Source organism: Streptomyces sp. NPDC101225 (assembly GCF_044767585.1).
In the GTDB taxonomy this organism is placed as follows: Bacteria; Actinomycetota; Actinomycetes; order Streptomycetales; family Streptomycetaceae; genus Streptomyces.
This window is the reverse complement of the sequence record NZ_JBIWOE010000002.1, coordinates 429531-453459: the sequence shown is the minus strand read 5'-3', so window position 1 is coordinate 453459 and position 23929 is coordinate 429531. Positions and strand designations below refer to the sequence as shown.

Annotated in this window: 17 protein-coding genes and 1 pseudogene; 4 read left to right on the top strand and 14 right to left on the bottom strand. The window is 73.4% G+C overall.

Features of this window, described 5'->3' with window-relative positions:
• Positions 1 to 11 precede the first annotated feature (11 nt).
• From ACIRPX_RS04755 to tnpA, 8 genes and pseudogenes are all read right to left on the bottom strand, one after another.
• Positions 12 to 539, bottom strand: coding sequence for a putative immunity protein (locus ACIRPX_RS04755; RefSeq protein ID WP_404188216.1), 528 nt, complete (start codon positions 537 to 539; stop codon positions 12 to 14).
• Positions 509 to 916, bottom strand: coding sequence for a Tn3 family transposase (locus ACIRPX_RS04750; RefSeq protein ID WP_404188214.1), 408 nt, complete (start codon positions 914 to 916; stop codon positions 509 to 511). Before ACIRPX_RS04750 ends, ACIRPX_RS04755 begins: the two co-directional genes overlap by 31 nt.
• 40 nt (positions 917 to 956) lie before the next feature.
• Positions 957 to 1733, bottom strand: a complete 777-nt coding sequence (locus tag ACIRPX_RS04745; RefSeq protein WP_404188211.1) for an ABC transporter permease — start codon at positions 1731 to 1733, stop codon at positions 957 to 959.
• On the bottom strand, positions 1730 to 2779 hold the full coding sequence (locus ACIRPX_RS04740) for an ATP-binding cassette domain-containing protein (protein WP_404188209.1): 1050 nt from the start codon (positions 2777 to 2779) through the stop codon (positions 1730 to 1732). Before ACIRPX_RS04740 ends, ACIRPX_RS04745 begins: the two co-directional genes overlap by 4 nt.
• Before the next feature lie 326 nt (positions 2780 to 3105).
• Positions 3106 to 3951, bottom strand: coding sequence for a DUF4097 family beta strand repeat-containing protein (locus ACIRPX_RS04735; protein ID WP_404188207.1), 846 nt, complete (start codon positions 3949 to 3951; stop codon positions 3106 to 3108).
• Positions 3952 to 4037: 86 nt separating this feature from the next.
• Positions 4038 to 4556 (bottom strand): hypothetical protein, encoded by a 519-nt coding sequence (locus tag ACIRPX_RS04730; protein ID WP_404188204.1) that lies wholly within the window; start codon positions 4554 to 4556, stop codon positions 4038 to 4040.
• A gap of 274 nt (positions 4557 to 4830) precedes the next feature.
• Positions 4831 to 6462, bottom strand: a complete 1632-nt coding sequence (gene cimA / locus ACIRPX_RS04725) for a citramalate synthase (RefSeq protein ID WP_404188201.1) — start codon at positions 6460 to 6462, stop codon at positions 4831 to 4833.
• Positions 6463 to 7037: 575 nt separating this feature from the next.
• Positions 7038 to 7405, bottom strand: a pseudogene (tnpA, locus tag ACIRPX_RS04720) (IS200/IS605 family transposase); the annotation flags it as partial.
• Positions 7406 to 7430: 25 nt separating this feature from the next.
• On the opposite strand from tnpA, the gene ACIRPX_RS04715 reads away from it, so the two are divergent.
• On the top strand, positions 7431 to 8633 hold the full coding sequence (locus ACIRPX_RS04715; protein WP_404188198.1) for an RNA-guided endonuclease InsQ/TnpB family protein: 1203 nt from the start codon (positions 7431 to 7433) through the stop codon (positions 8631 to 8633).
• Positions 8634 to 8670: 37 nt separating this feature from the next.
• Here ACIRPX_RS04715 and ACIRPX_RS04710 read toward each other — a convergent pair whose 3' ends face one another.
• Positions 8671 to 10248 carry an acyl-CoA carboxylase subunit beta gene (locus tag ACIRPX_RS04710; RefSeq protein ID WP_404188196.1) on the bottom strand — a complete coding sequence of 526 codons (1578 nt, stop codon included), beginning with the start codon at positions 10246 to 10248 and terminating at the stop codon, positions 8671 to 8673.
• Positions 10249 to 10760: 512 nt separating this feature from the next.
• Between ACIRPX_RS04710 and ACIRPX_RS04705 the strand changes: the two genes are divergently transcribed.
• The 3 genes from ACIRPX_RS04705 to ACIRPX_RS04695 all read left to right on the top strand — a co-directional run bounded on the left by ACIRPX_RS04705 (position 10761) and on the right by ACIRPX_RS04695 (position 13860).
• Entirely contained in the window at positions 10761 to 11171 is a 411-nt protein-coding gene (locus tag ACIRPX_RS04705) for a hypothetical protein (protein ID WP_404188192.1), read from the top strand.
• A 270-nt stretch (positions 11172 to 11441) separates the two neighbouring features.
• The gene (locus ACIRPX_RS04700; protein ID WP_404188189.1) at positions 11442 to 12962 is read left to right on the top strand and encodes an FAD-dependent monooxygenase; all 1521 of its coding nucleotides are present in this window, start codon (positions 11442 to 11444) and stop codon (positions 12960 to 12962) included.
• A gap of 121 nt (positions 12963 to 13083) precedes the next feature.
• On the top strand, positions 13084 to 13860 hold the full coding sequence (locus tag ACIRPX_RS04695) for a thioesterase II family protein (protein WP_404188187.1): 777 nt from the start codon (positions 13084 to 13086) through the stop codon (positions 13858 to 13860).
• 72 nt (positions 13861 to 13932) lie between these two features.
• Here the strand turns inward: ACIRPX_RS04695 and ACIRPX_RS04690 are convergent, their stop codons facing one another.
• From ACIRPX_RS04690 to ACIRPX_RS04670, 5 genes are all read right to left on the bottom strand, one after another.
• Entirely contained in the window at positions 13933 to 14850 is a 918-nt protein-coding gene (locus ACIRPX_RS04690) for a 3-hydroxybutyryl-CoA dehydrogenase (RefSeq protein WP_404188184.1), read from the bottom strand.
• Positions 14847 to 15836: a 3-oxoacyl-ACP synthase III family protein gene (locus tag ACIRPX_RS04685; protein WP_404188182.1), complete on the bottom strand. Its 990-nt coding sequence runs from the start codon at positions 15834 to 15836 to the stop codon at positions 14847 to 14849. Before ACIRPX_RS04685 ends, ACIRPX_RS04690 begins: the two co-directional genes overlap by 4 nt.
• A 1-nt stretch (position 15837) precedes the next feature.
• On the bottom strand, positions 15838 to 17187 hold the full coding sequence (gene ccrA, locus ACIRPX_RS04680; RefSeq protein WP_404188179.1) for a crotonyl-CoA carboxylase/reductase: 1350 nt from the start codon (positions 17185 to 17187) through the stop codon (positions 15838 to 15840).
• 103 nt (positions 17188 to 17290) lie between these two features.
• On the bottom strand, positions 17291 to 20584 hold the full coding sequence (locus tag ACIRPX_RS04675) for an AMP-binding protein (protein ID WP_404188176.1): 3294 nt from the start codon (positions 20582 to 20584) through the stop codon (positions 17291 to 17293).
• Between the two features lie 136 nt (positions 20585 to 20720).
• Complete coding sequence (locus ACIRPX_RS04670; RefSeq protein ID WP_404188173.1) at positions 20721 to 23924, bottom strand: type I polyketide synthase; 3204 nt, start codon at positions 23922 to 23924, stop codon at positions 20721 to 20723.
• Positions 23925 to 23929 lie beyond the last annotated feature (5 nt).

Genomic DNA, 23929 nt, shown 5'->3' with positions numbered 1-23929 from the left:
CCGATGGAGGCTCAGCGGCGAAGGGCCGCGTCCAACAGGCGGGTCAGTTCGCCAACGCGTCCGCCGCCGGCCGATGCAACCGGATATCGCTTGAGCACGTCGACCAGGGCCGGGGTCGCGTGGCGCACGGCCTTCGTGACACGTTCGTCGCCGACGGCCTGGTCGCCACCGGCCAGCTCGGCCGCCCTAGCCGCGTGCGCAGCCGACCCGAGAATGTGCTTGACCTGGTTGGCGTTCGGCAGCGGATGCAAGTAGGCGGCGCCCGCCGCCGCCATCGCAGCGCGCGCCGCCTCCGCTGCGGCCGGCTGGGCTTCCTTCGCTGCCTTGAGCGCCGCCCAAGCCGCATCGCGCAGCGCTTTACCGCGCTTGCCGCCCCTGGCGAACTCCCCTGCCGTGGCGAGCGCGTGGCGAGGCCGCGCGTCCTGCGGCCGCTCGGCCTCGAAGATCTCAAGCGCCTCTTGCGCACACGCCTTGGCGAAAGCTGTGACCTCGCGCAGATCCTCCATGCTCAGAACGTGCTCAGCCGCTTCGGATGCCATGGCTCCATCTTGCTCGATCTTCGGCCCTGTGTGGGGGCGCTGGTCGAGGACCCGATGCCCGGCGCGCGGCAAGATGCGCGACCACATCGCCCTGTGGCAGTCCACGCAGCGGCGCGTCCGAGAGGTTGCGCAGCAGCTGTACGGTGCAGATGACGCGGCCGGCCGCGGAACGCGGTGCAGGTGGCGTTCTTCCGCGGCCCGGAGCGCAGCCGCTTCAGCAGCGTCGAGGAGGAGATCGCCCCCTCGCGCACGGCGATGGCCACCCGCATCAGGTGCCGGAACGTGGCTTCGGCGAGACCCGGCCGCGTCCGTCCCTCTTCCCGGCCTCCGCCGGGAAGAGGGACGGTGACGCTCCACGTCGCCGCGACGCGGCGCAACTCCTCCCCATGGCTGAAGCCGCGGGATTGCCTGCAAGGATCAGTCGAACTTCGCGGCCGACCAGACGTAGCCGAGGACGGCCAGGCCCGCGCACCAGGCCAGGGCGAGCCAGCCGTTGTGGCCGATCGCGGTGCCCAGCAGGAGGCCGCGCAGGGTCTCGATGGCGGGCGTGAAGGGCTGGTACTCGGCGATCGGCTGGAACCAGCCCGGCATGGAGTGCAGCGGCACGAAGGTGCTGGAGATGAGCGGGAGGAAGATCAGCGGCATCGCGTTGTTGCTGGCGGCCTCCGCGCTCGGGCTGACCAGGCCCATGCCGACCGCGATCCAGGTCAGCGCGAGGGCGAACAGGGTGATCAGGCCGAAGGCGGCCGCCCATTCCAGGACGGTGGCGTCGGTGGAGCGGAAGCCGATCGCCACGGCGACCGCGCCGACCAGGACCACGCTCAGCACGCACTGCAGCACGCTGCCGACGACATGCCCGATGATGACCGAGCCGCGGTGGATGGCCATGGTGCGGAAGCGGGCGATGATGCCCTCGGTCATGTCGTTGGAGACGGAGACCGCGGTGCCGATCGTGGTGGAGCCGACCGTCATCAGCAGCAGTCCCGGCACGAGGTAGGCGATGTAGTCGGCGCGGTCGGCGCCGGCGCCCAGGCCCGCGCTCATCGCGTTGCCGAAGATGTAGACGAAGAGCAGCAGCAGCATGACGGGCGTCAGCAGCAGGTTCAGGGTCAGGGAGGGGTAGCGGCGGGCGTGCAGCAGGTTGCGGCGCAGCATGGTGGACGAGTCGCGCACGGCGAGGGAGAGGGAGCTCATCGCAGGGCCTCCTTGGCCGGGTCGGGAGCGGTGGTGGCGGTGGAGCCGGCGGCGGTGTCAGTGGCGGTGTCGGTGGTGGCGGTCAGGGCGAAGAACACGTCGTCGAGGTCGGGGGTGTGCACGGTCAGTTCGTCCGCCTCGATGCCGGCCGTCTCCAGCCGGTCGAGGATGGAGCGCAGTTCGCGCTGGCTGCCGTCGCTGGGCAGCTGCAGGGCGAGGGCCTCGTCGTCGTGGCCGGCTCCGCCGAGTGCGGCGGCGGCGGAGCGGTAGGCGGCGGGGTCGGTGAAGCGCAGCCGGACGTGGCCGCCCGGGATGAGCCGCTTGAGCTCCTCGGCGCTGCCCTCGGCGGCGATGCGGCCGGCGTTGAGGACGGCGATGCGGTCGGCGAGTTCGTCGGCCTCCTCCAGGTACTGGGTGGTGAGGAAGACGGTGACGCCGTCGGTGACCAGTTCGCGGATGATGCCCCACATGGTGTGCCGGGAGCGGGGGTCCAGGCCGGTGGTCGGTTCGTCGAGGAAGATGATCCGCGGGCTGCCGACCAGGGTCATGGCGATGTCGAGGCGGCGCTTCATGCCGCCGGAGTAGGTGGAGGCGGGCTTGTCCGCGGCCTCGGTGAGGTCGAAGCGTTCCAGCAACTCGGCCGCCACGCGGCGTCCTTCGCTCCGGGAGAGGTGGTGCAGGTCCGCCATGAGGAGCATGTTCTCCTCGCCGGTGATCAGGCCGTCGACGGCGGAGAACTGCCCGGTGACGCCGATCGCGGCGCGTACGGCCTGGGGGTCGGCGGCGAGGTCGTGGCCGCCGACGCGGATCGGGCCGGAGGCGTCATCGGCGCAGATGAGGGTGGACAGGATCTGCACGGTGGTGGTCTTGCCGGCGCCGTTCGGGCCGAGCAGCGCGAACACGGAGCCGGCCGGGATGTGCAGGTCGATGCCGTCGAGCACGGTCTTGTCGCCGTAGGACTTGCGCAGAGCGGTGGCGGAGACGGCGGCGGGCGGCTGCGGGCGCCCGCCCGCCTGTGTGGACGTGGGCATGACAGAAGAAGGCATGGCGGCCTCCCTTTCGGGGTTGAGGCGACGCGGGTGAAGTGGGTGACGCGGGTGCGGTGGGGGCGGGGGCGGCGGCCGTGCATTCGGTGCGAACGGCCGTGCTGCGGTGGCGGGGTGAGCGCCACGGTCTACGGGCGAGCGGCCCGGGGAGCGGGGCGGCGGCCCTGGCGCCGGACCGGGTGAGCGGCCAGGCCCCGCCCCGGGAAGGGGTGAACCGCCGCGGCCGGCGGGTGCGCGGGCCCCCGGTCCTCGGGGGGTGGGGCCGGCCGGGCGAGGCTGGCGGGCGAGGGGCCTGGACCGGGGCCGGCGGCCGAGGACCCGGAGGGTCAGGGCTTGGCGCGGCGGATGTCGATGTTGCCGTGCCGGGTGCGGGCGCGGATGTTGACGGTCTCCTCGTTCTTCTCGGGGCTCTGGGAGGCGGTGAGCGTGTTGCGCACCTGGCCGGAGCCCGCGCTGACGTCGAGCCAGGCGGCGGTGCCCTCGCGGACGCCGACCTCGATGGCGCCGTAGGAGGTCTCCAACTGCACGGCGCCGCGGGCGACTTCGGCGACGCGCAGGGTGCCGTGGGCGGTGGTGGCGGTGACCGAGCCCTCGGCGCGGGCGATGTCGATGTCGCCGTTGGCGCCGCTCACCCGCAGCTCGCCGATCGCGGCGGCGACGGTCGTGGTGCCGTGCGAGTTCTTCAGCACGGCCGGCCCGTCGACGAGGCCGACGCGCATGCTGCCGGAGCTGGTGGTGATCTCGGCCATGCCCTCGACGCGGTCGACGGTGATCGAGCCGTGCGAGGCGGTCAGCTGCAGCGGCCCGGTGGCATCGAGGCGGACGTCGCCGGAGGAGGTCTTCACCCGGACCTCGCCGAGCCGGCCCTCGCCGAGCACCTGGGCCCAGGCGCCGGTCATGTCGATGCGTGAGCCGGCGGGCAGCTCGACCGTCACGTCGACGGTGCCGGTGCGCCCCAGCAGGTAGCGCTGCTTGGGGGTGCGCACGGTCAGCACCCCGCCCGCGAAGGAGACTTCGGTCTGCTCGGCGGTGCGGACGTCCTGGTCCTTCCGCGGGTCGCGGGGCCGCACCTCGGCGATGGTGTCGGTGCGCTCGCTCGCGGTGAACTGGATGGAACCGGCCTCCACGCGGGCGGTGACCGCGATGGGTTCGGGGGTGTCGAAAACAGGCATGGCTGTACCGTCCTCATGGGTCCTTGGACCGTCCCCGCAGGTGGGACGTGGTGTGGGTGACGTGGTGGTGCGGGCGGGGGGCGCGGTCAGCGCACCCAGCCCGTGAAGCTCTGGCCGACGGCCTGGGTCTTCTCCGGCGTCCGCGGCCGGGCGGTGCCGTCGACCGCGGCCGACACGGCGCGCACCAGCCAGGCGTTGACCGACAGGCCCTCACGGCCGGCGGCCTCCTCGGCGCGCGCCTTGAGGTGGGCCGGCAGACGCAGGTTGACGCGGGCGGTGCCGCTGTCGTCGCCGTCGGCGGGCAGCGGGGCCCTGAGCACGTCGGCGGGCTCCGGCGGCTGCGCGGCGCTGCCGCTGTCGGTGGGCGGCGGTGTCACCACGAAGTCGGGGTCGAGCCCGCGCAGCCGTACGTCCACCGAACCGGGGGCGAGCTCGCGGGTGATCTCGTCCATCGCGGCGGAGAGCACGTTGAGCAGGGTCAGACGGGTCGCCGACTCCAGCGGGGCGGTGAGCCGCTCGGCCAGCTCGCGGGCGTCGTCGCCGCCGGCCTCGGCGGCCACCGCGAGTTCGCGGCGGAGGGTGTCGACATACGGCGTGAGATCCATGACGCCATCATTGCACCACAATGGCACCATGCGCAAGCAGGGATGGCGCCGCGGGTAGGTGAAGACTCTCGCCACCTCTTCTACCTGCATGAACGCGGAAAAGGCGACCCGGTTCGCCGTGTCGCCGTGGCCGTCCGGGCGCTGCCGGGAGCCGGGAATGGCGCCATGTGGCGCCGGGCGGTGCCGCCTGGCGTCATCCGGGGTCAGGGCGGGAGCAGCGGCGGCGCGGAGGGAAGCCGGGGGAACGCCGCCCTCGCGCCGCCCGCCCCGCCCGCTACTCGACCGGCTCGACGCCGGCCCGCAGCAGGCCGTAGGTGTAGGCCTCCTCCAGGGCCTGCCAGGAGGCGGCGATGACGTTCTCCGCGACGCCGACCGTGGACCACTCGTCCTGGCCGTCGGTGGTGGAGATCAGCACGCGGGTCGCGGACTGCGTGCCGTGCGTGCCCGCCAGGATGCGCACCTTGTAGTCGGTCATTCCGAGCCGGGCGAGCTGGGGGTAGATGCCCTCCAGCGCGCCGCGCAGGGCGCGGTCCAGGGCGTTGATGGGGCCGTTGCCCTCGGCCGCGGCGACGATCCGCTCGCCCTTGGCCCACAGCTTGACCGTGGCCTCGTTGGCGTGGCTGCCGTCGGGGCGGTCCTCGACGATGGCGCGGCGGGACTCGATGCGGAAGTAGCGGCGGGCGCGGCCCTCGGCCTCCTCGCGCAGCAGCAGTTCGAAGCTGGCGTCGGCGGCCTCGTAGGTGTAGCCCCTGAGTTCGCGTTCCTTGACCCGCTCGACGACGCGGCCGACCAGTTCGCGGTCGCCGCCCAGGTCGACGCCGAGTTCCCTGCCCTTGAGCTCGATGGAGGCGCGGCCGGCCATGTCGGAGACGAGCATCCGCAGCCGGTTGCCGACCAGTTCGGGGTCGATGTGCTGGTAGAGGTCGGGGTCGACCTTGATGGCGGAGGCGTGCAGGCCGGCCTTGTGGGCGAAGGCCGAGACGCCGACGTAGGGCTGGTGGGTGGCGGGGGTGAGGTTGACGACCTCGGCGATGGCGTGCGAGATCCGGGTCATCTCGCGCAGCGCGCCCTCGGGCAGCACCCGCCGGTCGTACTTGAGCTCCAGGGCGGCGACGACGGGGAAGAGGTTGGCGTTGCCGACGCGCTCGCCGTAGCCGTTGGCGGTGCACTGGACGTGGGTGGCGCCGGCGTCGACGGCGGCGAGGGTGTTGGCGACCGCGCAGCCGGTGTCGTCCTGGGCGTGGATGCCGAGCCGGGCCCCGGTGTCGGCCAGCACCTCGGCCACGACCGTCTGCACCTGCGCGGGCAGCATGCCGCCGTTGGTGTCGCACAGGACGACGACACTGGCGCCCGCCTCGTGCGCGGCGCGTACGACGGCGCGGGCGTAGGCGGGGTTGGCGCGGTGGCCGTCGAAGAAGTGCTCGCAGTCCACGAACACCCGCCGTCCGTGGGCGACCAGATGGGAGACGGTGTCGCGGACCATCTCCAGGTTCTCCTCCAGGGTGGTGCGCAGCGCGAGTTCGACGTGCCGGTCGTGCGACTTGGCGACCAGGGTGATCACGTCGGCGCCCGCGTCCAGGAGCGCCTTGACCTGGAGGTCGTCGGCGGCCCTGGCGCCGGGGCGGCGGGTGGCGCCGAAGGCGACCAGGCGCGCGTGCCGGAAGTCGATCTCCTTGCGGGCGCGGGCGAAGAACTCGGTGTCGCGCGGGTTGGCGCCGGGCCAGCCGCCCTCGATGAAGCCCACGCCGAAGTCGTCCAGGTGCCGTGCGATGGCCAGCTTGTCCGCCACGGTGAGGTTGATGCCCTCGCGCTGCGCGCCGTCGCGCAGCGTGGTGTCGAAGACGTGGAAGGCATCGTCGAGTGCGACGGCGGATGCCCCGGTGCGCTGGCTCGGATTGCTGCTCATGCTGATCCGGCTCCTGTTCGGGATCGCGGCCTACCCGGCATGGCCGGCTCGACTCTTCATCTATGCGCCGTGGCGCTCGTTTCCCGGTCGAGGATGGGCCGAGAGGCCCTCCGCGGCCCGCGGTCCCGAGCGCGTTTCGCCGTGTACGACACCCGTACGGGAGGCCGGCGCGCCGGTCAATCTCCCTGGCTCCGGGGCCGGTTGGGCCTCCATCGCTCTTCGAGCGCTTCTCGTGCGGGAGCGTTCATGGTGGCTCGGACACCGGCGTCCCCTCGCCCGCCTGCGAGCACCGGGCGGCAACCGTCTGGAGAGCCATGTCCCGTCGTGCGACGACCCCCGGGGCGCACGCCCCGCTCCTCCGGCTCGTGCGGCGCCGTTGCCGGTATCGGCTGCTGTGCCTGCGCCGGGGCCTGCGGCAGGTGCCGTGGCGTGCCGGCGGCGGCCGGTTCGCGGTCGCCGGGCCGGGCGCGGGAACGGAGGACGCCCCCGGCGCGCCCTCCTGACCCGGCCCCGGCTGTGCTTCTACCTTTGATCTTGGCCAGTGCTCCGGCGTTTACGCCGGGGGGAAGGCCATCGCTTCCGGCGAAGTACGAGCCGGACCAGAAGTGACCACCCCACAGGTACCGGCGTACATGCGCGCGTCGTACTCCTTGCGTAACAGACGGGCCAATACGCCCTTGAGGGAGTTGACCAGCTTGGAGAGCTGGGCCTTGGGCGGGTAGTGCACGAGCAGGTGTACGTGATCCTCCTCGCCGCTGAACTGCTTCAGCTCGGCCTCGAAGTCCGCGCACACCTCCCGCATGATCTCCTCGCAGCGCGTCAGCATGGCGTCCGTCATCGCCTTGCGCCGGTACTTCGTGACGAAAACCAAATGGACATACAGGTTGTAGACGACATGACGGCCCGTACGCACATCGGGGTTCGGGTTCCAGCAAGGCGACATGAACCAAGTACGTATGGTGATCGCTATGCAGCTCAGGTACGGGTTCCGTCTGTACCCGAACGGTCCTCAGCGCTCCGCGCTGGCCAGGGCGTTCGGATGCGTACGGGTGGCCTTCAACGACGCGCTTCGCGTCCGTGAGGACGCCCGCACGGCCGGGCTGCCGTTCGTCACCTCCGCTGAGCTGTCCAAGCGGCTCACGGCCGCGAAGAGGACGCCCGAGCGGGCCTGGCTGGCTGAGGTGTCGTCGGTGATCCTCCAGCAGTCCCTTCGGGACCTGGCCACCGCCTACCGGAACTTCTTCGACGGCCTCAACGGCAGACGCCCGAAGACGGGACCGCCCCGCTTCAAGTCCAAGCGGGACACCCGGCAGGCGATCCGCTTCACCGCGAACGCCGGATGGAAGATCACCCCCGGCGGGAAGCTGCGGCTTCCCAAGGTCGGCGACGTGCCAGTGAAGTGGTCACGCACCCTGCCGTCCACACCGTCCACCGTGACCGTGATCAAGGACAGTGCGGGCAGGTACTTCGCTTCCTTCGTCGTGGAGACCGGCCCGGAAGAAGTCCTGACGCCGGTCACGCCCGAGGTAGGCATAGACCTGGGCCTCGGGCACTTCGCCGTCCTCTCCGACGGCACAAAGATCGACAGTCCGCGCTTCCTGCGCCGGGCCGAGAAACAGCTCAAGAAGGCTCAGCGCTCTTTGTCCCGCAAGGACCAGGGCAGCAACAACAGGAACAAGGCCCGCATCAAGGTCGCCCGCGCTCACGCACGGGTCACCGACGCGAGGCGAGAATTCCACCACCAGCTCTCCACCAAGCTGATCCGCGAAAACCAAGCCATCGCGGTGGAAGACCTGGCGGTCAGGGGACTCGCCCGCACACGCCTGGCCAAGTCCGTGCACGACGCAGGATGGTCCCAATTCGTGACCATGCTCGAATACAAGGCCAGCCGGTATGGGCGCACCTTCATGCGCATCGGCCGCTTCGAGCCGACCTCTCAGATCTGCTCGGCCTGCGGCATCAAGGACGGCCCCAAACCCCTCCACGTCCGCACCTGGACGTGCAACGAGTGCGGGACCGTCCTTGACCGGGACATCAATGCGGCGGTCAACGTCGCCAAGACGGCCGGACTGGCCGTGACAGCCTGCGGAGCGCGAGTAAGACCGGGACCTGTCCCGGCACAGCGCGAAGAAACAGGAACCCACCCGGAGCCGCACCCGACAACGGTGTGACAGACGGGAATCGTCCTCCTTCAGGTGGGCGAGGATGTCAATGAGGCTGGTTGCCGTGTTTGCGGGAGGGCCGGTCGACGTACTTGGTGCGCAGCATCGCCAGGGCGTCGATCAGCCGGATGCGGGTCTGGGCGGGGTCGATGACGTCGTCGACCAGGCCGCGCTCGGCGGCGTGGTAGGGGTGCATGAGCTGGTCGCGGTACTCCTTGATGTACTGGCGGCGGGCGGCGTCGGGGTCGGCGGCGGCGGCGATCTCGCGGCGGAAGACGACGTTCGCGGCGCCCTCCGCGCCCATCACGGCGATCTCGTTGCCGGGCCAGGCCAGGGAGAGGTCGGAGCCGATGGAGCGTGAGTCCATGACGATGTAGGCGCCGCCGTAGGCCTTGCGCAGGATCAGCTGGATGCGGGGGACGGTGGCGTTGCAGTAGGCGTAGAGGAGTTTCGCGCCGTGGCGGATGATGCCGCCGTGCTCCTGGCCGACGCCGGGCAGGAAGCCGGGCACGTCCACCAGGGTCACCAGCGGGATGTTGAAGGCGTCGCAGAACTGCACGAAGCGGGCCGCCTTCTGGCTGCCCTCGAGGTCGAGGACGCCGGCGAGCACGGCGGGCTGGTTGGCGACGACGCCGACGGCCTGGCCGTCCAGGCGGGCCAGCGCGCACACCACGTTGGGCGCCCATGCCTCGTGCACCTCGAAGAACTCGCCGTCGTCGGCCACCTCCTCGATGACCGCGCGCACGTCGTAGGAGTGTTTCTCGTCCGCGGGCACCAGGTCGAGCAGGGCCGGGGTGAGCCGGTCGGGCCGGTCGGTGCAGGGCTCGGCCGGCGGCAGGTCCCGGTTGTTGGCGGGCAGGAACGACAGCAGGTAGCGGACGTCGGCCAGGCAGCTCTCCTCGTCGTCGTAGGCGAAGTGGGCCACCCCGGAGCGGCGGGTGTGGGCGTCCGCGCCGCCCAGTTCGTCGTGGCCGATCCGCTCCCCGGTGACCGTCTCGACCACGTCCGGGCCGGTGATGAACATCTGCGCGGTGCCGCGCACCATGAACACGAAGTCGGTCAGTGCGGGGCTGTAGGCCGCGCCGCCCGCGCACGGGCCCAGCATGACGCTGATCTGCGGGATGACCCCGGAGTTGCGGACGTTGCGCTGGAAGATCCCGCCGTATCCGGCGAGCGCGCTCACGCCCTCCTGGATGCGCGCCCCGGCCCCGTCGCACAGGCCGATCAGCGGGGCCCCGGCCGTGGCGGCCATGTCCATGATCTTGTGGATCTTCTCGGCGTGCGCCTCGCCGAGGGAGCCGCCGAAGATCCGGAAGTCGTGGGCGTAGGCGAAGGCGGTGCGTCCGAAGACCCGGCCCCAGCCGGTGACCACGCCGTCGGTGTAGGGGCGCCGGTCCTCCAGGCCGAACCCGCTCGCCCGGTGCCGGCGCAGCCCCTCGACCTCGGTGAAGCGGCCGTCGTCGAAGAGCAGGGCGAGCCGCTCGCGGGCGGTGAGCTTGCCCTTGGCGTGCTGCGCCTCGGTGGCCCCGGCGCCGGGGCCCTGGCGCATGGCGTCCCGTACGGCCTCGAGTTCGGCGACCGTGCCCCGCTGCTGAGCGACCGGCGTGTCGTCCAGGACGGTCATGGGTGTCCCCCTTGCGGCCGAGGTGATGGGCCATCGGTGGCGACGGCCGTCGGCCAGCGTCCGTCACGGCACTCGAAGCCGGTTCGAGTCCCGCATGACGCGGGCGCCGCGGCCCGCCGCATCTCCACCGCGATCTCCACCGCGGCGCGAGCGGGCCCCGAGCGCGGGGTGGAACGCTTGCGGACCGTGAGCTCCGACGTGCACGGTCATGAGCCCCGGCGGAGCGCAAAACCGCCCGCCGGCGTCCCCACCATCCCCCGAGGACCCCGGCGGGCCACCCCTGCGTCCACCCCCCACACCGCCCCGGGCCCGCATCCGGCCGCGATGACACCAGTGAACTACCGCTTCTGAGCTGGCACTTCACAGTTTTACGTCACCCCGTGGCACCATTGGCGCGAACTTGATGCCATGAATGGCTCGCCATGGCGTCACAGATGTGCCATGCTGGAGTCACGGAATCGGAGCGGCGCCGACCACGGCGTACGACACCCTCTTTTCTCTAGGAGCCCCCCATGTCCGTCACCCTCAGCGACCAGGACAAGACCACCCTGCGCACCGCCGCCTACGGTGCGGTCTCCCTGATGTCGGCGGCCGCCGGTGCCGCCTCGCCGCACAAGGTGGCCACCCAGGGCAGCATCGCGCTGACCTCCGCGACCGGTCTGGTCGGGCACGTGCTGGCGGAGAGGTCCTCCCCGGTCGGCGACCTGGGCGGCAAGTCGGCGGCCGAGCTCGCCGACCGGGTGCTGCCCGCGCTGACCGCCTCGGTCGCACTGCTGAGGAAGCAGGCGCCCGGGGAGGCGGACAACTTCCGCAGCACCGTGCTGGTCGCCGTCGAGGCCGCGGCCGGCGCCGGCAAGGGCGGCCCGGGCCCGGCCCTGGACGCCATGACCCGCAAGATCACCGGCGCCCTCGACGCCGCCTGACCCCACCCGCCCTGCGCGCGGCCGGCCTCACGGGCATCCTGGCCCCGCCGGAGAACGCTCCGGCGGGGCCACAGGTCTGCACCGCCCGCCCCGCTCCCCCGGCCGCGTCCCGCCCGCCGCCTGTCCCGCCGGCGGGACGGCGCGCAAGTCCGGTGCCGGGATGCCCCGTTCAGGTGCCGAGGTGTCTTGAAGCGCCCGCCTGCCGTACGTGAGCGTGAGCGTGACGGCGTATCAGGCGCGGCGCGGACGCCGCGGACGGAGGGGGCGGGCGTGCGAGACACCGGCACGGACACGGATGTGGTGATCGCGGGCGCCGGGCCCACGGGCCTGATGCTCGCCTGCGAACTGCGGCTGGCGGGCGCCGAGGTGGTGGTGGCCGAACGGCTGCCGCGGCGCTCCGGCGAGTCGAGGGCGGGCGGCATCCACTCCCGCACCCTGGAGATCCTCGACCAGCGCGGCATCCTGGACCGCTTCCTGGCGGAGGGCGAACCGCAGCCGGTGGGCCACTTCTCCGGCCTCTACCTCGACTTCGACGAGTCCGAGTCCCGCCACCCCTACCCGCTGATGATCCTGCAGTCCGCCGTCGAGCGGCTGCTGGAGGAGTGGGCCGGTGAACTGGGCGTCACGGTGCGCCGCTCCTGCGAGGTGCGCGGCATCCGCCAGGACGAGGACGGTGTGACGGTGGAGCTGGCCGGCGCGGACGGCGCGGCGCCCGAGGCGCTGCGCGGGCGCTATCTGGTGGGCTGCGACGGCGGGCGCAGCACGGTGCGCAAGCTGGCGGGCATCGGCTTCCCCGGTACCGAGGCGACGATGACCGCGCTGGTCGGTGACGTCGAACTGCCCGAGCTGCCCGAGGACTACGTGTGGGTGCGGCGCACCCCGGTCGGCGACTACTCGGCGATCGCGTTCGAGCCGGGCTGGCACCGGGTGATCACCTCCGAGTTCGACCGGGTCGCGGGCCGCGACGAGCCGGTCACCTTCGAGCGGCTGCGGCAGTCGCTGGTGCGGGTCGCGGGCAGCGACTTCGGGATGCGCAACCCGCGGTGGGTGTCGCGGTTCAACGACGCCGCGCGGCAGGCCGACCGGTACCGCGCGGGCCGGGTGCTGCTGGCCGGCGACGCCGCGCACATCCACTTCCCGGCGGGCGGGCAGGGGCTGAACATGGGGGTGCAGGACGCGGTCAACCTGGGCTGGAAACTGGGCTCGGTGGTGTGCGGCCGGGCGCCCGAGAGCCTGCTGGACAGCTACCACGCCGAGCGGCATCCGGTCGCGGAGCGGGTGCTGCACAACACCCGGGCGCAGTCGGCGCTGGTGCGGCCGGGCCCGCAGACCGACGCGCTGCGTGAGGTGTTCAGCTCCCTGATGGTCTTCGACGACGTCAACCAGTACCTGCGCCACCTGCTGACCGGGCTGGACATCCGCTACCCGCTCGACGGGGAGCATCCGCTGACCGGGCGGCGGGTCCCGGACGCCGATGTGAAGTCGGCCGGGGGCGTCGTCGGCGTCCACGAGCTGCTGCACGCCGCGCGGCCGGTCCTGCTCGACCTGCGGGGCGACCCCGCGCCGGCGGCGGCCGCCGCCGGGTGGGCGGACCGGGTGGAGGTGGTCGGGGCGCGCAGCGAGGACGAGGTGTGGCCCGTCCCGGCGGTCGGTGACATCCCCGCTCCCGCCGCGCTGCTGATCCGGCCCGACGGCCATGTCGCCTGGGCGGCCGACCCGGACCGGGCGCCGGACACCGCCGCCCTGAAGGCCGCCCTGGCCGCCTGGTGCGGTCCCGCCCGGCGGGGCTGAGAGCCCGTACATCCCCGTATACGCGGACCTGCCGGTAGGCAGGTCCGGGTGCGTGCACCGATCGGCCGGCCGGCCCGACCCTGACGTGGGGCCGGCCGGTCCCCACGAAGGGACAACCGAAGTGACCAGCACGTGGTTTCGACGCTTCACCCCGGCCGCGGGCCACGGGCCGCGGCTCGTGTGCTTCCCGCACGCGGGCGGCTCCGCGACGGCGTTCAAGGACCTGGCGCAGCGGCTGCCCGCCGGCTTCGACGTGCTGTGCGTGCAGTACCCGGGGCGCCAGGACCGCTACCACGAGGAGCCGTTCACCGCGGTGGCCCCGCTGGTGGAGGCCGTGGCCGCCGAGCTGGCCGGTGAGATCGCCGCGGCCCCGGGGCGGCCGTACGCGCTGTTCGGGCACAGCATGGGTGCGCTGCTGGCGTTCGAGACGGCCCGGGTCCTCGCCGGCCGGGGTGAACTGCCGCAGCCGCGGCGGCTGTTCCTGTCCGGGCGGGGCGGGCCGGCCACCGGCCGGGTGCCCTACCACCTGTTCGACGACAGTGACGTGCTGGCCGACGTGCGCCGGCTGGGCGGCACCGACCAGGCCATGCTCGAGGACCCCGACCTGCTGGAACTGGTGCTGCCCGCGCTGCGCGCCGACTACCGGGCGCTGGGCACCTACCGGTGGCAGGGGGGTGCGCCGCTGGCCACGCCGGTGACCGCGCTGACCGGGGACAGCGACCCGATGATGAGCGTCGAGGACGCGGACACCTGGCAGGCGCACACCAGCGGCGACTTCACCGTGCAGGTGTTCCCCGGCGGCCACTTCTACCTCTTCGACCAGCTCGACGCGGTGGCCGCGGCCGTCACCGGGGATCTGCTCGGCGAGGGGGTGCTCACCGGGGCGTCCGCCACCTGATCGGCGGCGCGCGTACGGGGGCCCGGTCGCCGTCGGCGGTGACCGGGCCCCCTTGCGCGGCGCGGCGGGGGTTCAGGCGTAGGTGTAGAAGCCGCGGCCGGACTTGCGGCCCAGCAGGCCGCCTTCGACCATGCGCAGGAGCAGGGAGGGGGGTGCGTACAGGGGCTGTTTGAACTCCTCGTACATGGCCTGGGCGATGGAGACGGTGGTGTCCAGGCCGATGAGGTCGGCGAGTTGGAGCGGGCCCATCGGGTGCGAGCAGCCCTGCCTCATGCCCTGGTCGACGACCTCGGCGGTGGCCAGGCCGGATTCGACCATGCGGATGGCGGAGAGCAGGTAGGGGAACAGCAGCGCGTTGACGAGGAAGCCGGCCCGGTCCGGGGTGGTGATGGGCTGCTTGCCCAGGGTGTCGCGGACGAAGGCCAGGGCGCGGGCGGTGACTTGCGCGTCGGTGCGGACGCCGGGGACGAGTTCGACCAGCGGCAGCACCGGCACCGGGTTGAAGAAGTGCAGGCCCAGTACCTGGGCGGGGCGGCGGGTGGCGGCGGCCAGCCGGGCGACGGGCAGGGAGGAGGTGTTGGTCGCCAGGATCGCGTCATCGTCCTCGACGCTCTTGTCCAGGACGGCGAACAGGTCGAGTTTGAGCTGCAGGTCCTCCTTGGCGGCCTCGATCACCAGCTGGCGGTCGGCGAGTTCGCCGAGGTCGCGGGTGAAGGAGACGTGCTCCAGGGCGGCGTCGCGTGCGGCGGGGGTGAGTTTGCCGCGGCTGACGCCGCGTTCGAGGCCGGCGGCCAGTTTCTGCGGGGCGCGGTGCAGGGAGGCGTCGGAGAAGACGGCGACGCGGACGTCCAGGCCGGACCTGGCGCACAGTTCGGCGATGCCGGTGCCCATGATGCCGCTGCCGACGACGCCCACCCGTTCGATGCCGGCCGTGGCGGCCGTGCCGGCTGCGGGATCGGACGAGGTCGCCGGGGTCGTGGTGGTGGTCATGCGGTGGCTCCCCAGGTCAGAAGTGTCGCTCCGATCGACATGCCGCCGCCGAATCCGGCGAGCAGCACCAGGTCGCCGGGGGCGAGGGCGCCGGTGCGGTGGGCCTCGTCGAGGGCGACCGGTACCGAGGCGCTGCCGACGTTGCCGTAGCGGATCAGGGTGCGGTGGGTGTGCGCGCCGCTCAGGCCGGCGCGTTCGACGACGTCGGCGAGCATCACGCCGTTGGCCTGGTGCGGCACGAAGTGGTCGACGTCCGCGAGGTCGACGCCGGCTTTCGCGGCGAGGGCGCGCAGGGCGGGCGGGACGTGTTCGGTGACGAAGTCGCGTACGCCGCGGCCGTCCATCCGGAAGTAGTGCTCGCCCCGGGCGACGGTGGCGGCGGAGGCCGGTCTGCGGCTGCCGCCGGCCTCGACCCGGATCAGGTGGTGGGCGTCGCCGCGGCTGGCGAGGTCGGTGGCGATGATCCCGTACGGCTCGGGGACGGCGCCGACGACGGCGGCGCCGGCGCCGTCGGCGAACAGGACGGCCGTCCTGCGGTCGGTGAAGTCCAGGATCCGCGAGTACACGTCGGCGCCGACGACCAGGATCCGGGCGGCGGGGTTCACGGTCACCAGGCTGTGGGCGAGGGCCAGGGCGTAGACGAAGCCGCTGCACACGACGTTGACGTCGAGGCAGGCCGCGCCGTAGGCGCCCAGGTGGTGCTGGACCAGGTAGGAGGTGGGCGGCTGCGGGAAGTCGCCGGTGGAGGTGGAGACGATGATGTGATCGATCTGATGGGCCGTCAGCCGGGCTTGGTCCAGGGCGTGTCCGGCGGCCTTCACGGCGAGGTCGGAGGTGGCCTCGTGGTCGGCGGCGTAGCGGCGGGAGCGGATCTGCGTCTTGCGTTCGATCCAGTCCGCGCCGACGCCGACGCGTTGGGCGATCTCGTCGTTGCCGACCTCGTGCTTGGGCAGGTAGGAGCCGGTGGCCAGGATGCCGATGCCCATCTCAGGCCACCTCCGCGCGGGCGGGGGTGCGCAGGGGGTTGAGGCGGGCGGCGCCGATCTTCTCGCGCAGGGCGGGGTCGGTGACGCCGAGGCCTTCCTCGGGGGCCAGGCACAGTACGCCGACCTTGCCGGTGTGCCGGTTGTTCTGCACCAGCCGGGCGGCCTCGCCGACCTCCGTGAGCGGGTAGAGCGCGGACAGCACCGGGACCAGGTGGCCGAGCTGGAACAGCCGGTTGCACTCGGCCTGTTCCTGCAGGTTGGCGGCGTGGCTGCCGAGGATGCGCTTGAGGTTCATCCACAGGTAGCGGTTGTCGAAGTGGTGGTCGTAGCCGGTGCTGGAGCCGCAGGTGACGACGGTGCCGCCCTTGCGGACGACGAACACGGAGATGCCGAAGGTGGCCCGGCCGACGTAGTCGAAGACGACGTGCGGGTCCTCGCCGACCTGGCGGCGGATCTCCCGCCCCAGCCGCTTGCCCAGTTCGATGGTGCGTTCGGGGGTGGGTGCCTGGTCGCCGCCCATGCCGATCTCGCTGCGGTCGATGACGACGTCGCAGCCCAGGCGGTGCAGCAGCGCGGCCTTGGCGGCGGAGCCGACCACGCCGACGGGGATGCCGCCGGCGTTCTTGACCATCTGCACCGCGAAGGCGCCCAGGCCGCCGGTGGCGCCCCAGATCAGCACGATGTCGCCCTGTTTGATGCGGGCGCCGTTGGCGCCGACCAGCATCCGGTAGGAGGTGGCCGCGGTCAGCAGGATGCCGGCCGCCTCCTCCCAGGTCAGGTGGGCGGGTTTGGGCAGCAGCTGGCCGGCGCGGACGACCGCGTAGTGGGCCAGGCCGCCGAAGTTGGTCTCGTAGCCCCAGATCCGCTGGCCGGTGCCGAGCATGGCGTCGGCGTGGGTGGCCGGTTCCTGCTCGTCGACCTGGACGCAGCTGGCGACGACGTGGTCGCCGCTCTTCCAGTGCCGCACCCCGGCGCCGGTGCGCACGACGATGCCGGCCGCGTCGGAGCCCACCACCTGGTGCGGCAGGGCGTGGCGGGCGGCGAAGCCGCCCTGGCGGGCGTGGCGGGCGAGGAAGTCGAAGGTGGGCACCGGCTCGAACGTCGCCGACCAGACGGTGTTGTAGTTGATGGAGCTGGCCATGACGGCGACGACGACCTCGTCGGGGGCGAGGTCGGGCATCGGCACCGGGCCGACGTGCAGCGACTTGCGCACGTCCTTGTCCGCGACGCCGTCGAACATGCCGGTCTCGGCGGCGAGCAGGTGCGCGGCCTGGTAGGTGGGGGGCAGCTCGTGCCGCCCGATCTCCTCGGGGCCGGCCCCGGACAGCAGGGCCTCTGTCAAGGAATCCATGGTTGTGCCTTCTCCTTTGCAGTGCCTGGCGGGCCGGGGCCGGCCGTGCCCGCCGCTGAGGCGTCGGCGCGCCGGGCGGCGGGCGGGGTTCAGGGACGGCAGGTCACAGGACCGCGCCCTGCCGGGTGCGCCGGCGCAGGCTGGGCCTGCGGGACTGGCCGAGGTCCTGCCACATGTCCGACAGGCCGATGACGGTGCGCGCCGCGAACAGCCGGCGGATGGAGACCTCCTGCTGCAGCTGGGCCCGGATCAGGCCGACCAGGCGGATGGCCCGCAGCGAGTTGCCGCCGAGGTCGAAGAAGTCCTCGTCGATGCCGACCCGGTCCAGTTCGAGGACGTCGGCGAAGGCCGCGGCCAGGACGCGTTCGGTGTCGTTGCGCGGGGCCCGGTAGGTGTCCTCGGCGGCGTGCGGCTCGGGCAGGGCGGTGCGGTCCACCCGGCCGGCCGCGGTCACCGGCAGCCGCTCCAGGACGGTGAAGACCGACGGGACCAGCGGCTCGGGCAGCCAGCCCGCGGCGAAGCGGCGCAGCTCGTCGGCGCCGACGGTGTGTCCGGCGGCGGGCACCACGTAGGCCACCAGGCGCTGCTGGCCCGAGCCGTCGGTGCGGACGGTCACGGCCGCCTGGGCGAGGGCGGTGTGCTCGGCGAGGACCTCCTCGACCTCGGCCGGCTCCACCCGCACGCCGCGCACGTCGAGTTCGGCGTCGGCGCGGGCCAGGTACTCCAGGCGGCCCTCGGTGCCCCGGCGCACCCGGTCCCCGGTGCGGAACATGACCGTGCCGGGCGGGCCGAACGGGCAGGGCACGAAGCGTTCGGCGGTCGCCGCGGGGTGTCCGGGGTAGCCGCGGGCCACCGCGCCGGGCCCGGCCACGTACAGTTCGCCGCTCACGCCGACCGGCACCGGGGCCAGGCCCGGGCCCAGGACGTGCAGGGCGGTGTTGTCCAGGGGGCGGCCGACGGTGCCCGGGTGGCGGACCGGTTCACCGGCGGCCAGGCGGTGGCAGGCGGCGAACACGGCTGCCTCGGTGGGGCCGTGGCCGTTGACGATGCTCAGGTCGGGGCAGGCCTCCCGCACCCGGCGCAGCGCGGCGGCCGGGACGCGGTCGCCGCCGGTGAACACCTCGCGCAGCCCGGCCAGGGCGGCGGGACGCTGGGCCGCGATCGTCGCGAACAGGGCGGCGGGCAGCCAGACGGTGGTCAGGTCGTGCGCGGCGCGGGCCTGGGCCAGGGTGTCGGCGGTGAGCTCCCCGGGGGCGGCGACCACGACGCGGCCGCCGTGCAGCAGCGGCACCCACACCTCCAGGGCGAGGGCGTCGGAGGCGGGCGGGGTGTGCCACAGCACGGTGGCGCGGTGGGCGTCCTGCCAGTGGCCGTCCGCGACGAGCCGCTCCAGGTTGCGGTGGGTGAGCCCGACCGGCTGGCCCGGGGCGGCGGCCGGGGCGGGGGGCAGCACGGCCAGCAGGTTGTCCGCCCGCACCCGCGCCGCGCCGGGGGCCGGGGCGCCGGGGGCGGGGGCGCCGGGGGCGGGGGCGGTGAGGTCGCCGGGCACGAGGGCCGGGACGTTTGGGTGCGGGGCGAGCAGGCCGGCCGTCGCCGCGCCGGTGAGCAGGGCGCGGGCCCCCGCCCGGGCGGCCTGCGCGCTCATCTGCGCGGGCGCGCAGGCCGGGTCCAGGGGCAGGTAGGCCCCGCCCGCCTTCACCACCCCCAGCAGGGCGAGCGCCAGGTCCGCCGAGCGGGGCAGCGCCACCGCCACCACCGACTCCGGTCCCACCCCGTGGGTGCGCAGGGCGGCGGCCAGGCGGTCGGAGCGCTCGTCCAGCTGCCGGTAGGAGAGGGTGGTCTCGCCGCAGACGAGGGCGACGGCGTCGGGGGTGCGTGCGGCCTGCCGGGCGAACAGCTGCGGCACCGTCAGGCCCTCGAGGGGGACGTCCGCGCCGCGGGCGGCCTTGAGGACCTGGCTGCGTTCGGCGCCGCCGAGCACGTCCAGCGCGCCCACCGGCTGCGCCGCGCCGGCCAGCAGGGCCCGGACGCAGGCGATCAGCTCCTCGCCGATGAAGCGCAGTTCGGCCCGGTGGTAGAGGCGGGCGGGGGCGTCCAGGCGGATGTAGAGGTCGCTGTCGGGGCTGCCGTCGGTGTAGACGCCGATGGACAGTTCCTCGAAGGTGCCGGTGGTGGCGCCGAAGTAGCGGGCCGGGCTGTCGCCGAAGTGCAGCTGGTCGGCGAACTCGACGACGTTGACGACGGCGCCGTAGCTGCCGCGGCCGCTGAGCACGGTGCCGGCCGCGCGCTGGATGTCGGAGTAGTGGCAGGCGGTGTGGTCGAACAGGTCGTACGTCTCGTCGACGAGGGCCTCGGTGATCTCGGTGAAGGTGGCGTTGAGGTCGACGGCCGCCCGCACCGGCACCACGTTGACCGCGAGGCCGGGGGTGCGGGCGGCGACGCCGACCCGGTTGCCCACGGCCAGCGACAGCAGGAACTCCGGGCGGTCGCAGCGGTGGCGCAGGTACACCGCGGTGGCCGCGGTCAGCAGCTGCGACATCCATACGCCCATGGCGTTCGCGGTGCGCGTCCAGCCGGCCGCCTCGGCGCGGGGCACGGTCAGCGTGCGGCTGACCATGCCGATGGTCTCGGCCACCTCCGACCAGCGGTCCGCGCTGCCGAGCGGCTCGGACAGGGCGGAGCGCTGGGCGTCGGACAGGGCGACGCGCGGCACCTGGGCGGGCGGCGGCGCCTGGGTCAGGTAGCCGCGCCAGAACGCGCTGTCCTCGGTGAACTGCTCGGAGGTGAGGTACTGGGTGGCCTCGGTGGCGAACGACTCGGCGTCCCAGGGGTGCGCCAGCGGCGGCACCGGCCGGCCGTGCAGCAGCGCGGTGTAGACCTCGGCGAGCCGCTTGGAGAGCAGGCCGCCGGCGCCGAACCCGTCGGAGATGAGGTGGTGGTAGGCGATCACCAGCAGGAAGCGGTCCGCGGCCAGTCGCACCACGCCGAGGCGGAACAGCAGGTCGCGGCCGAGGTCGAAGGGGCGGCGCACCAGCTCGGCGAGCTCCTCGCGGGCCGCCTGCTCGGGGTCGGCCTCGGCGCTGAGGTCGAGCAGGAAGGGCTGCCAGTCCCCCAGTTCGCGGGGGGTCAGGCGCAGTTGGCCGCCGTCGTCGGCGAAGGTGACGCGCAGCACCTCCGCCTCGCCCATCACGTGCAGGAACGCGGACGTCATGACGGACGTGTCCAGGTCACCGGCCACGTCCCACAGGGTCAGCGCGTGGTTCGGTGTGTCGGGAGCCATTTCCTGCGCCCGCCACATGCCTTTGTGCGCGGACGACGCACCGAACGAAGGCACACAGATCAACCCCTTGAGGAAACAGGCCGGAACACCGGAGGAAGAACACGCATCACCCCTCATCGTCCGGGGGGTGGATCAGCCGTTCAAGACAAGTCGACTCCCGGCGGGACGGGCCCGGTCGGGGCTTGCGCCGTCCCGCCGGCGGGACATTCCCGCCGCGGGACGGCGGGCCCGCGGCGGAGGGAGGGGCGGGCGGTCAGGACGGGCCGGCCGGGGTCATCAGGGACACCAGATGGCCGGCGACCTGACGCGGCGACGGGTGGCGCAGCACCAGGTTGGCCCGGAGCTTGTGGCCGGTCGACGCGGTCAGGCGTTTGCTCAGTTCCGAGGAGAGCATCGAGTCGAAGCCGATCTTCATGAATTCGCCGTCCGGGTCGATGGAGGCGCTCGAGGGATGCCCGAGGACGACCGCCACCCGTTCCAGGACGTGGTCCAGGACCAGGGCCCGTGCGTCGTCGGGGGCCAGGGCGCCGACCCGTTCGGACAGCGGCACGAGCGCCTCCGTGCCGGCCGGTTCATCGGGCGCCTGCGCGGCCGCGGCGGCCGCGGTGGGGGCGGGCGCGGAGCTGAGCCAGTAGCGGCGGCGCTGGAAGGCGTAGGTGGGCAGGTCCACCCGGCGGCGGGTGGTGAACAGGGCGCCGAGGTCGGCCGGCCCGCCGGCGGTGTGCAGGGCGGCCAGCGAGGTGAGCACGGCCTCGGTCTCGCCGCGGCCGCGCCGCGCCGAGGACAGCACCAGCGCCCGGTCGAGGTCCTCGACGATGTCCTGCACCGGCACGGTCAGCACCGGGTGCGGGCTCATCTCGACGAACACCCGGAAGCCGTCGGCGGCCAGGCGCCCGGCGGACGTCTCGAAGCGGACCTTCTGGCGCAGGTTGTCGTACCAGTAGCCGGCGTCCAGCCGTGCGGTGTCGATGACCTCGCCGTGCAGGGTCGAGTAGAACGGCAGCTCGCCGGTGCGCGGGGCGATGCCGGCGAGGGGGCCGACGACGTCGTCGCGGACCCGGGTCACGTAGTGGGAGTGGGAGGCGTAGTCGACCTTGATACGGCGGGCCTGGACGCCGTCGGCGTTCATCCCGGCGACGAACGCGTCCAGGGCGTCCGGCTCGCCGGAGACCACCACCGAGCGGGGCCCGTTGACCACGGCCACGCTCACCCGGTCGCCGGAGCGGGCCAGGTAGTCCTCGACGGCCTGCTCGGACTGGGCCACCGACGCCATCCCGCCGTGCCCGTTCAGGTCCACCAGCGCCTTGCTGCGCAGCGCCACGACCCGGGTGGCGTCCCGCAGCGACAGCGCCCCGCACACATGGGCGGCGGCGATCTCGCCCTGGCTGTGGCCGATCACCGCGGCCGGCTCCACGCCCCAGGAGCGCCACAGCGCGGCCAGGGACACCATCACCGAGAACAGGGCGGGCTGTACGACGTCCACCCGGTCGTAGGTGGGGGCGCCCTCCACGCCGTGGATCACGTCCAGCAGCGACCAGTCGACCCACTCGGCCAGCGCGTGCGCGCACGCGTCGATGCTCCGCGCGAAGACCGGGAAGGCCGCGTACAGTTCGCGGCCCATGCCGGCCCACTGCGAGCCCTGGCCGGGGAACATGAAGACGACGCCGCCCAGCGGGCCGGCCGTGCCGCTCACCACGGCGGCGGACTCGCCGCCGGCGCTCAACGAGGCGAGGCCGGCGAGGAGTTCGCCGCGGTCGCGGCCCAGGACCACGGCGCGGTGCTCGAAGCGGGTGCGGGTGGCGGCCAGCGAGAAGCCGGTGGCGGCGAGGTCCAGGCCCGCGTCCGCGGCGGCGGCGTCGTGCAGCCTGGCCGCCTGCTGGCGCAAGGCCTGGGCGGTACGGCCGGACACCACCCACGGCACCAGCCCGCCGACCACACCCGCACCCGGCTCCCCCGGCTCCTGGCCCTGGCCCTGGCCCGGCTCCTGGCCGTGGCCCGGCTCCTGGCCGTGGTCGAGGTTGTGGTCCTGGTCGAGGTTGTGGTCCTGGTCCTGGGGGGCTTGTTCGAGGATGACGTGGGCGTTGGTGCCGCTGACGCCGAAGGAGGACACCCCGGCCCGGCGCGGGCCGGACACCGGATTCCACTCGCGGCCCCGGGTGAGGAGTTCGATCCGGCCGGCCGTCCAGTCCACGTGGTGCGAGGGCGCCTCGACGTGCAGGGTCTGGGGCAGGTGGCCGTGGCGCATGGCCATCACGGCCTTGATGACGCCACCGACGCCGGCGGCGGCCTGGGCGTGGCCCAGGTTCGACTTCAGCGAGCCCAGCCACAGCGGCCGGTCCGCGGGCCGGTCCTGGCCGTAGGTGGCCAGCAGGGCGCACGCCTCGATGGGGTCGCCCAGCACGGTGCCGGTGCCGTGCGCCTCCAGCAGGTCGACCTCGGCGGGCGAGACGCCCGCATCCGCCAGCGCCTTGCGGATCACCTTCTCCTGGGCGCGGCCGTTGGGGGCGGTCAGCCCGTTGCTGGCGCCGTCCTGGTTGACGGCGCTGCCGCGCACCACGGCCAGCACCGGGTGGTGGTTGCGGCGGGCGTCGGACAGCCGCTCCAGCAGCAGCACGCCCACCCCCTCCGCCCAGCCGGTGCCGTTCGCGCCGTCGGCGAAGGCCTTGCAGCGGCCGTCGGGCGACAGGGCCGCCTGCCGGGAGAACTCCACGAACATCGCGGGCGTCGCCATCACCAGCGCCCCGCCCGCCAGCGCCAGGGAGGACTCGCCCGCGCGCAGCGACCGCACCGCCAGGTGCAGGGCCACCAGCGAGGAGGAGCAGGCGGTGTCCACCGACACGGCCGGCCCGGTCAGGCCCAGTTCGTAGGCGACCCGGCCGGAGGCGACGCTCAGCGCGCTGCCGTGGAGGAGATAGCCCTCCAGATCCTTCTGGCCGCCCTCCAAAAAGCGCCAGCCGTACTCCGAGGAACTCACCCCGGTGAACACGCCGACCTCGCTGCCGCGGACGTCGGCGGGCACGATGCCGGCCCGTTCGAAGGCCTCCCACGACGTCTCCAGCAGCAGCCGGTGGTGCGGGTCGACGGCCAGCGCCTCGCGCGGGCTGGTGGAGAAGAACTCCGCGTCCCAGCCCGCCGCGTCGGCCAGGAAGCCGCCCTGGCGGGTGTAGGCGTGGCCGGGGGTGTCGGGGTCGGGGTCGTAGACGTCGCGCCAGCCGCGGTCGGCGGGGAAGTCGCCGACGACGTCGCGGCCCTCGCGCACCACGTCCCACAGCTGTTCGGGCGTGCTGACGCCGCCGGGGTAGCGGCAGGCCATGGCCACCACGGCGATCGGCTCGCCGCGGCCGGCCCTGAGGGCGTCGTTCTCCCGCCGCAGCCGGTCGCGTTCCTCCAGCAGGGTGCGCAGCGCCCGCTGGACCCGCTCCGCGCCCTCCGCCGTGCGTTGTGCGGAGTCGGTCATCGCTT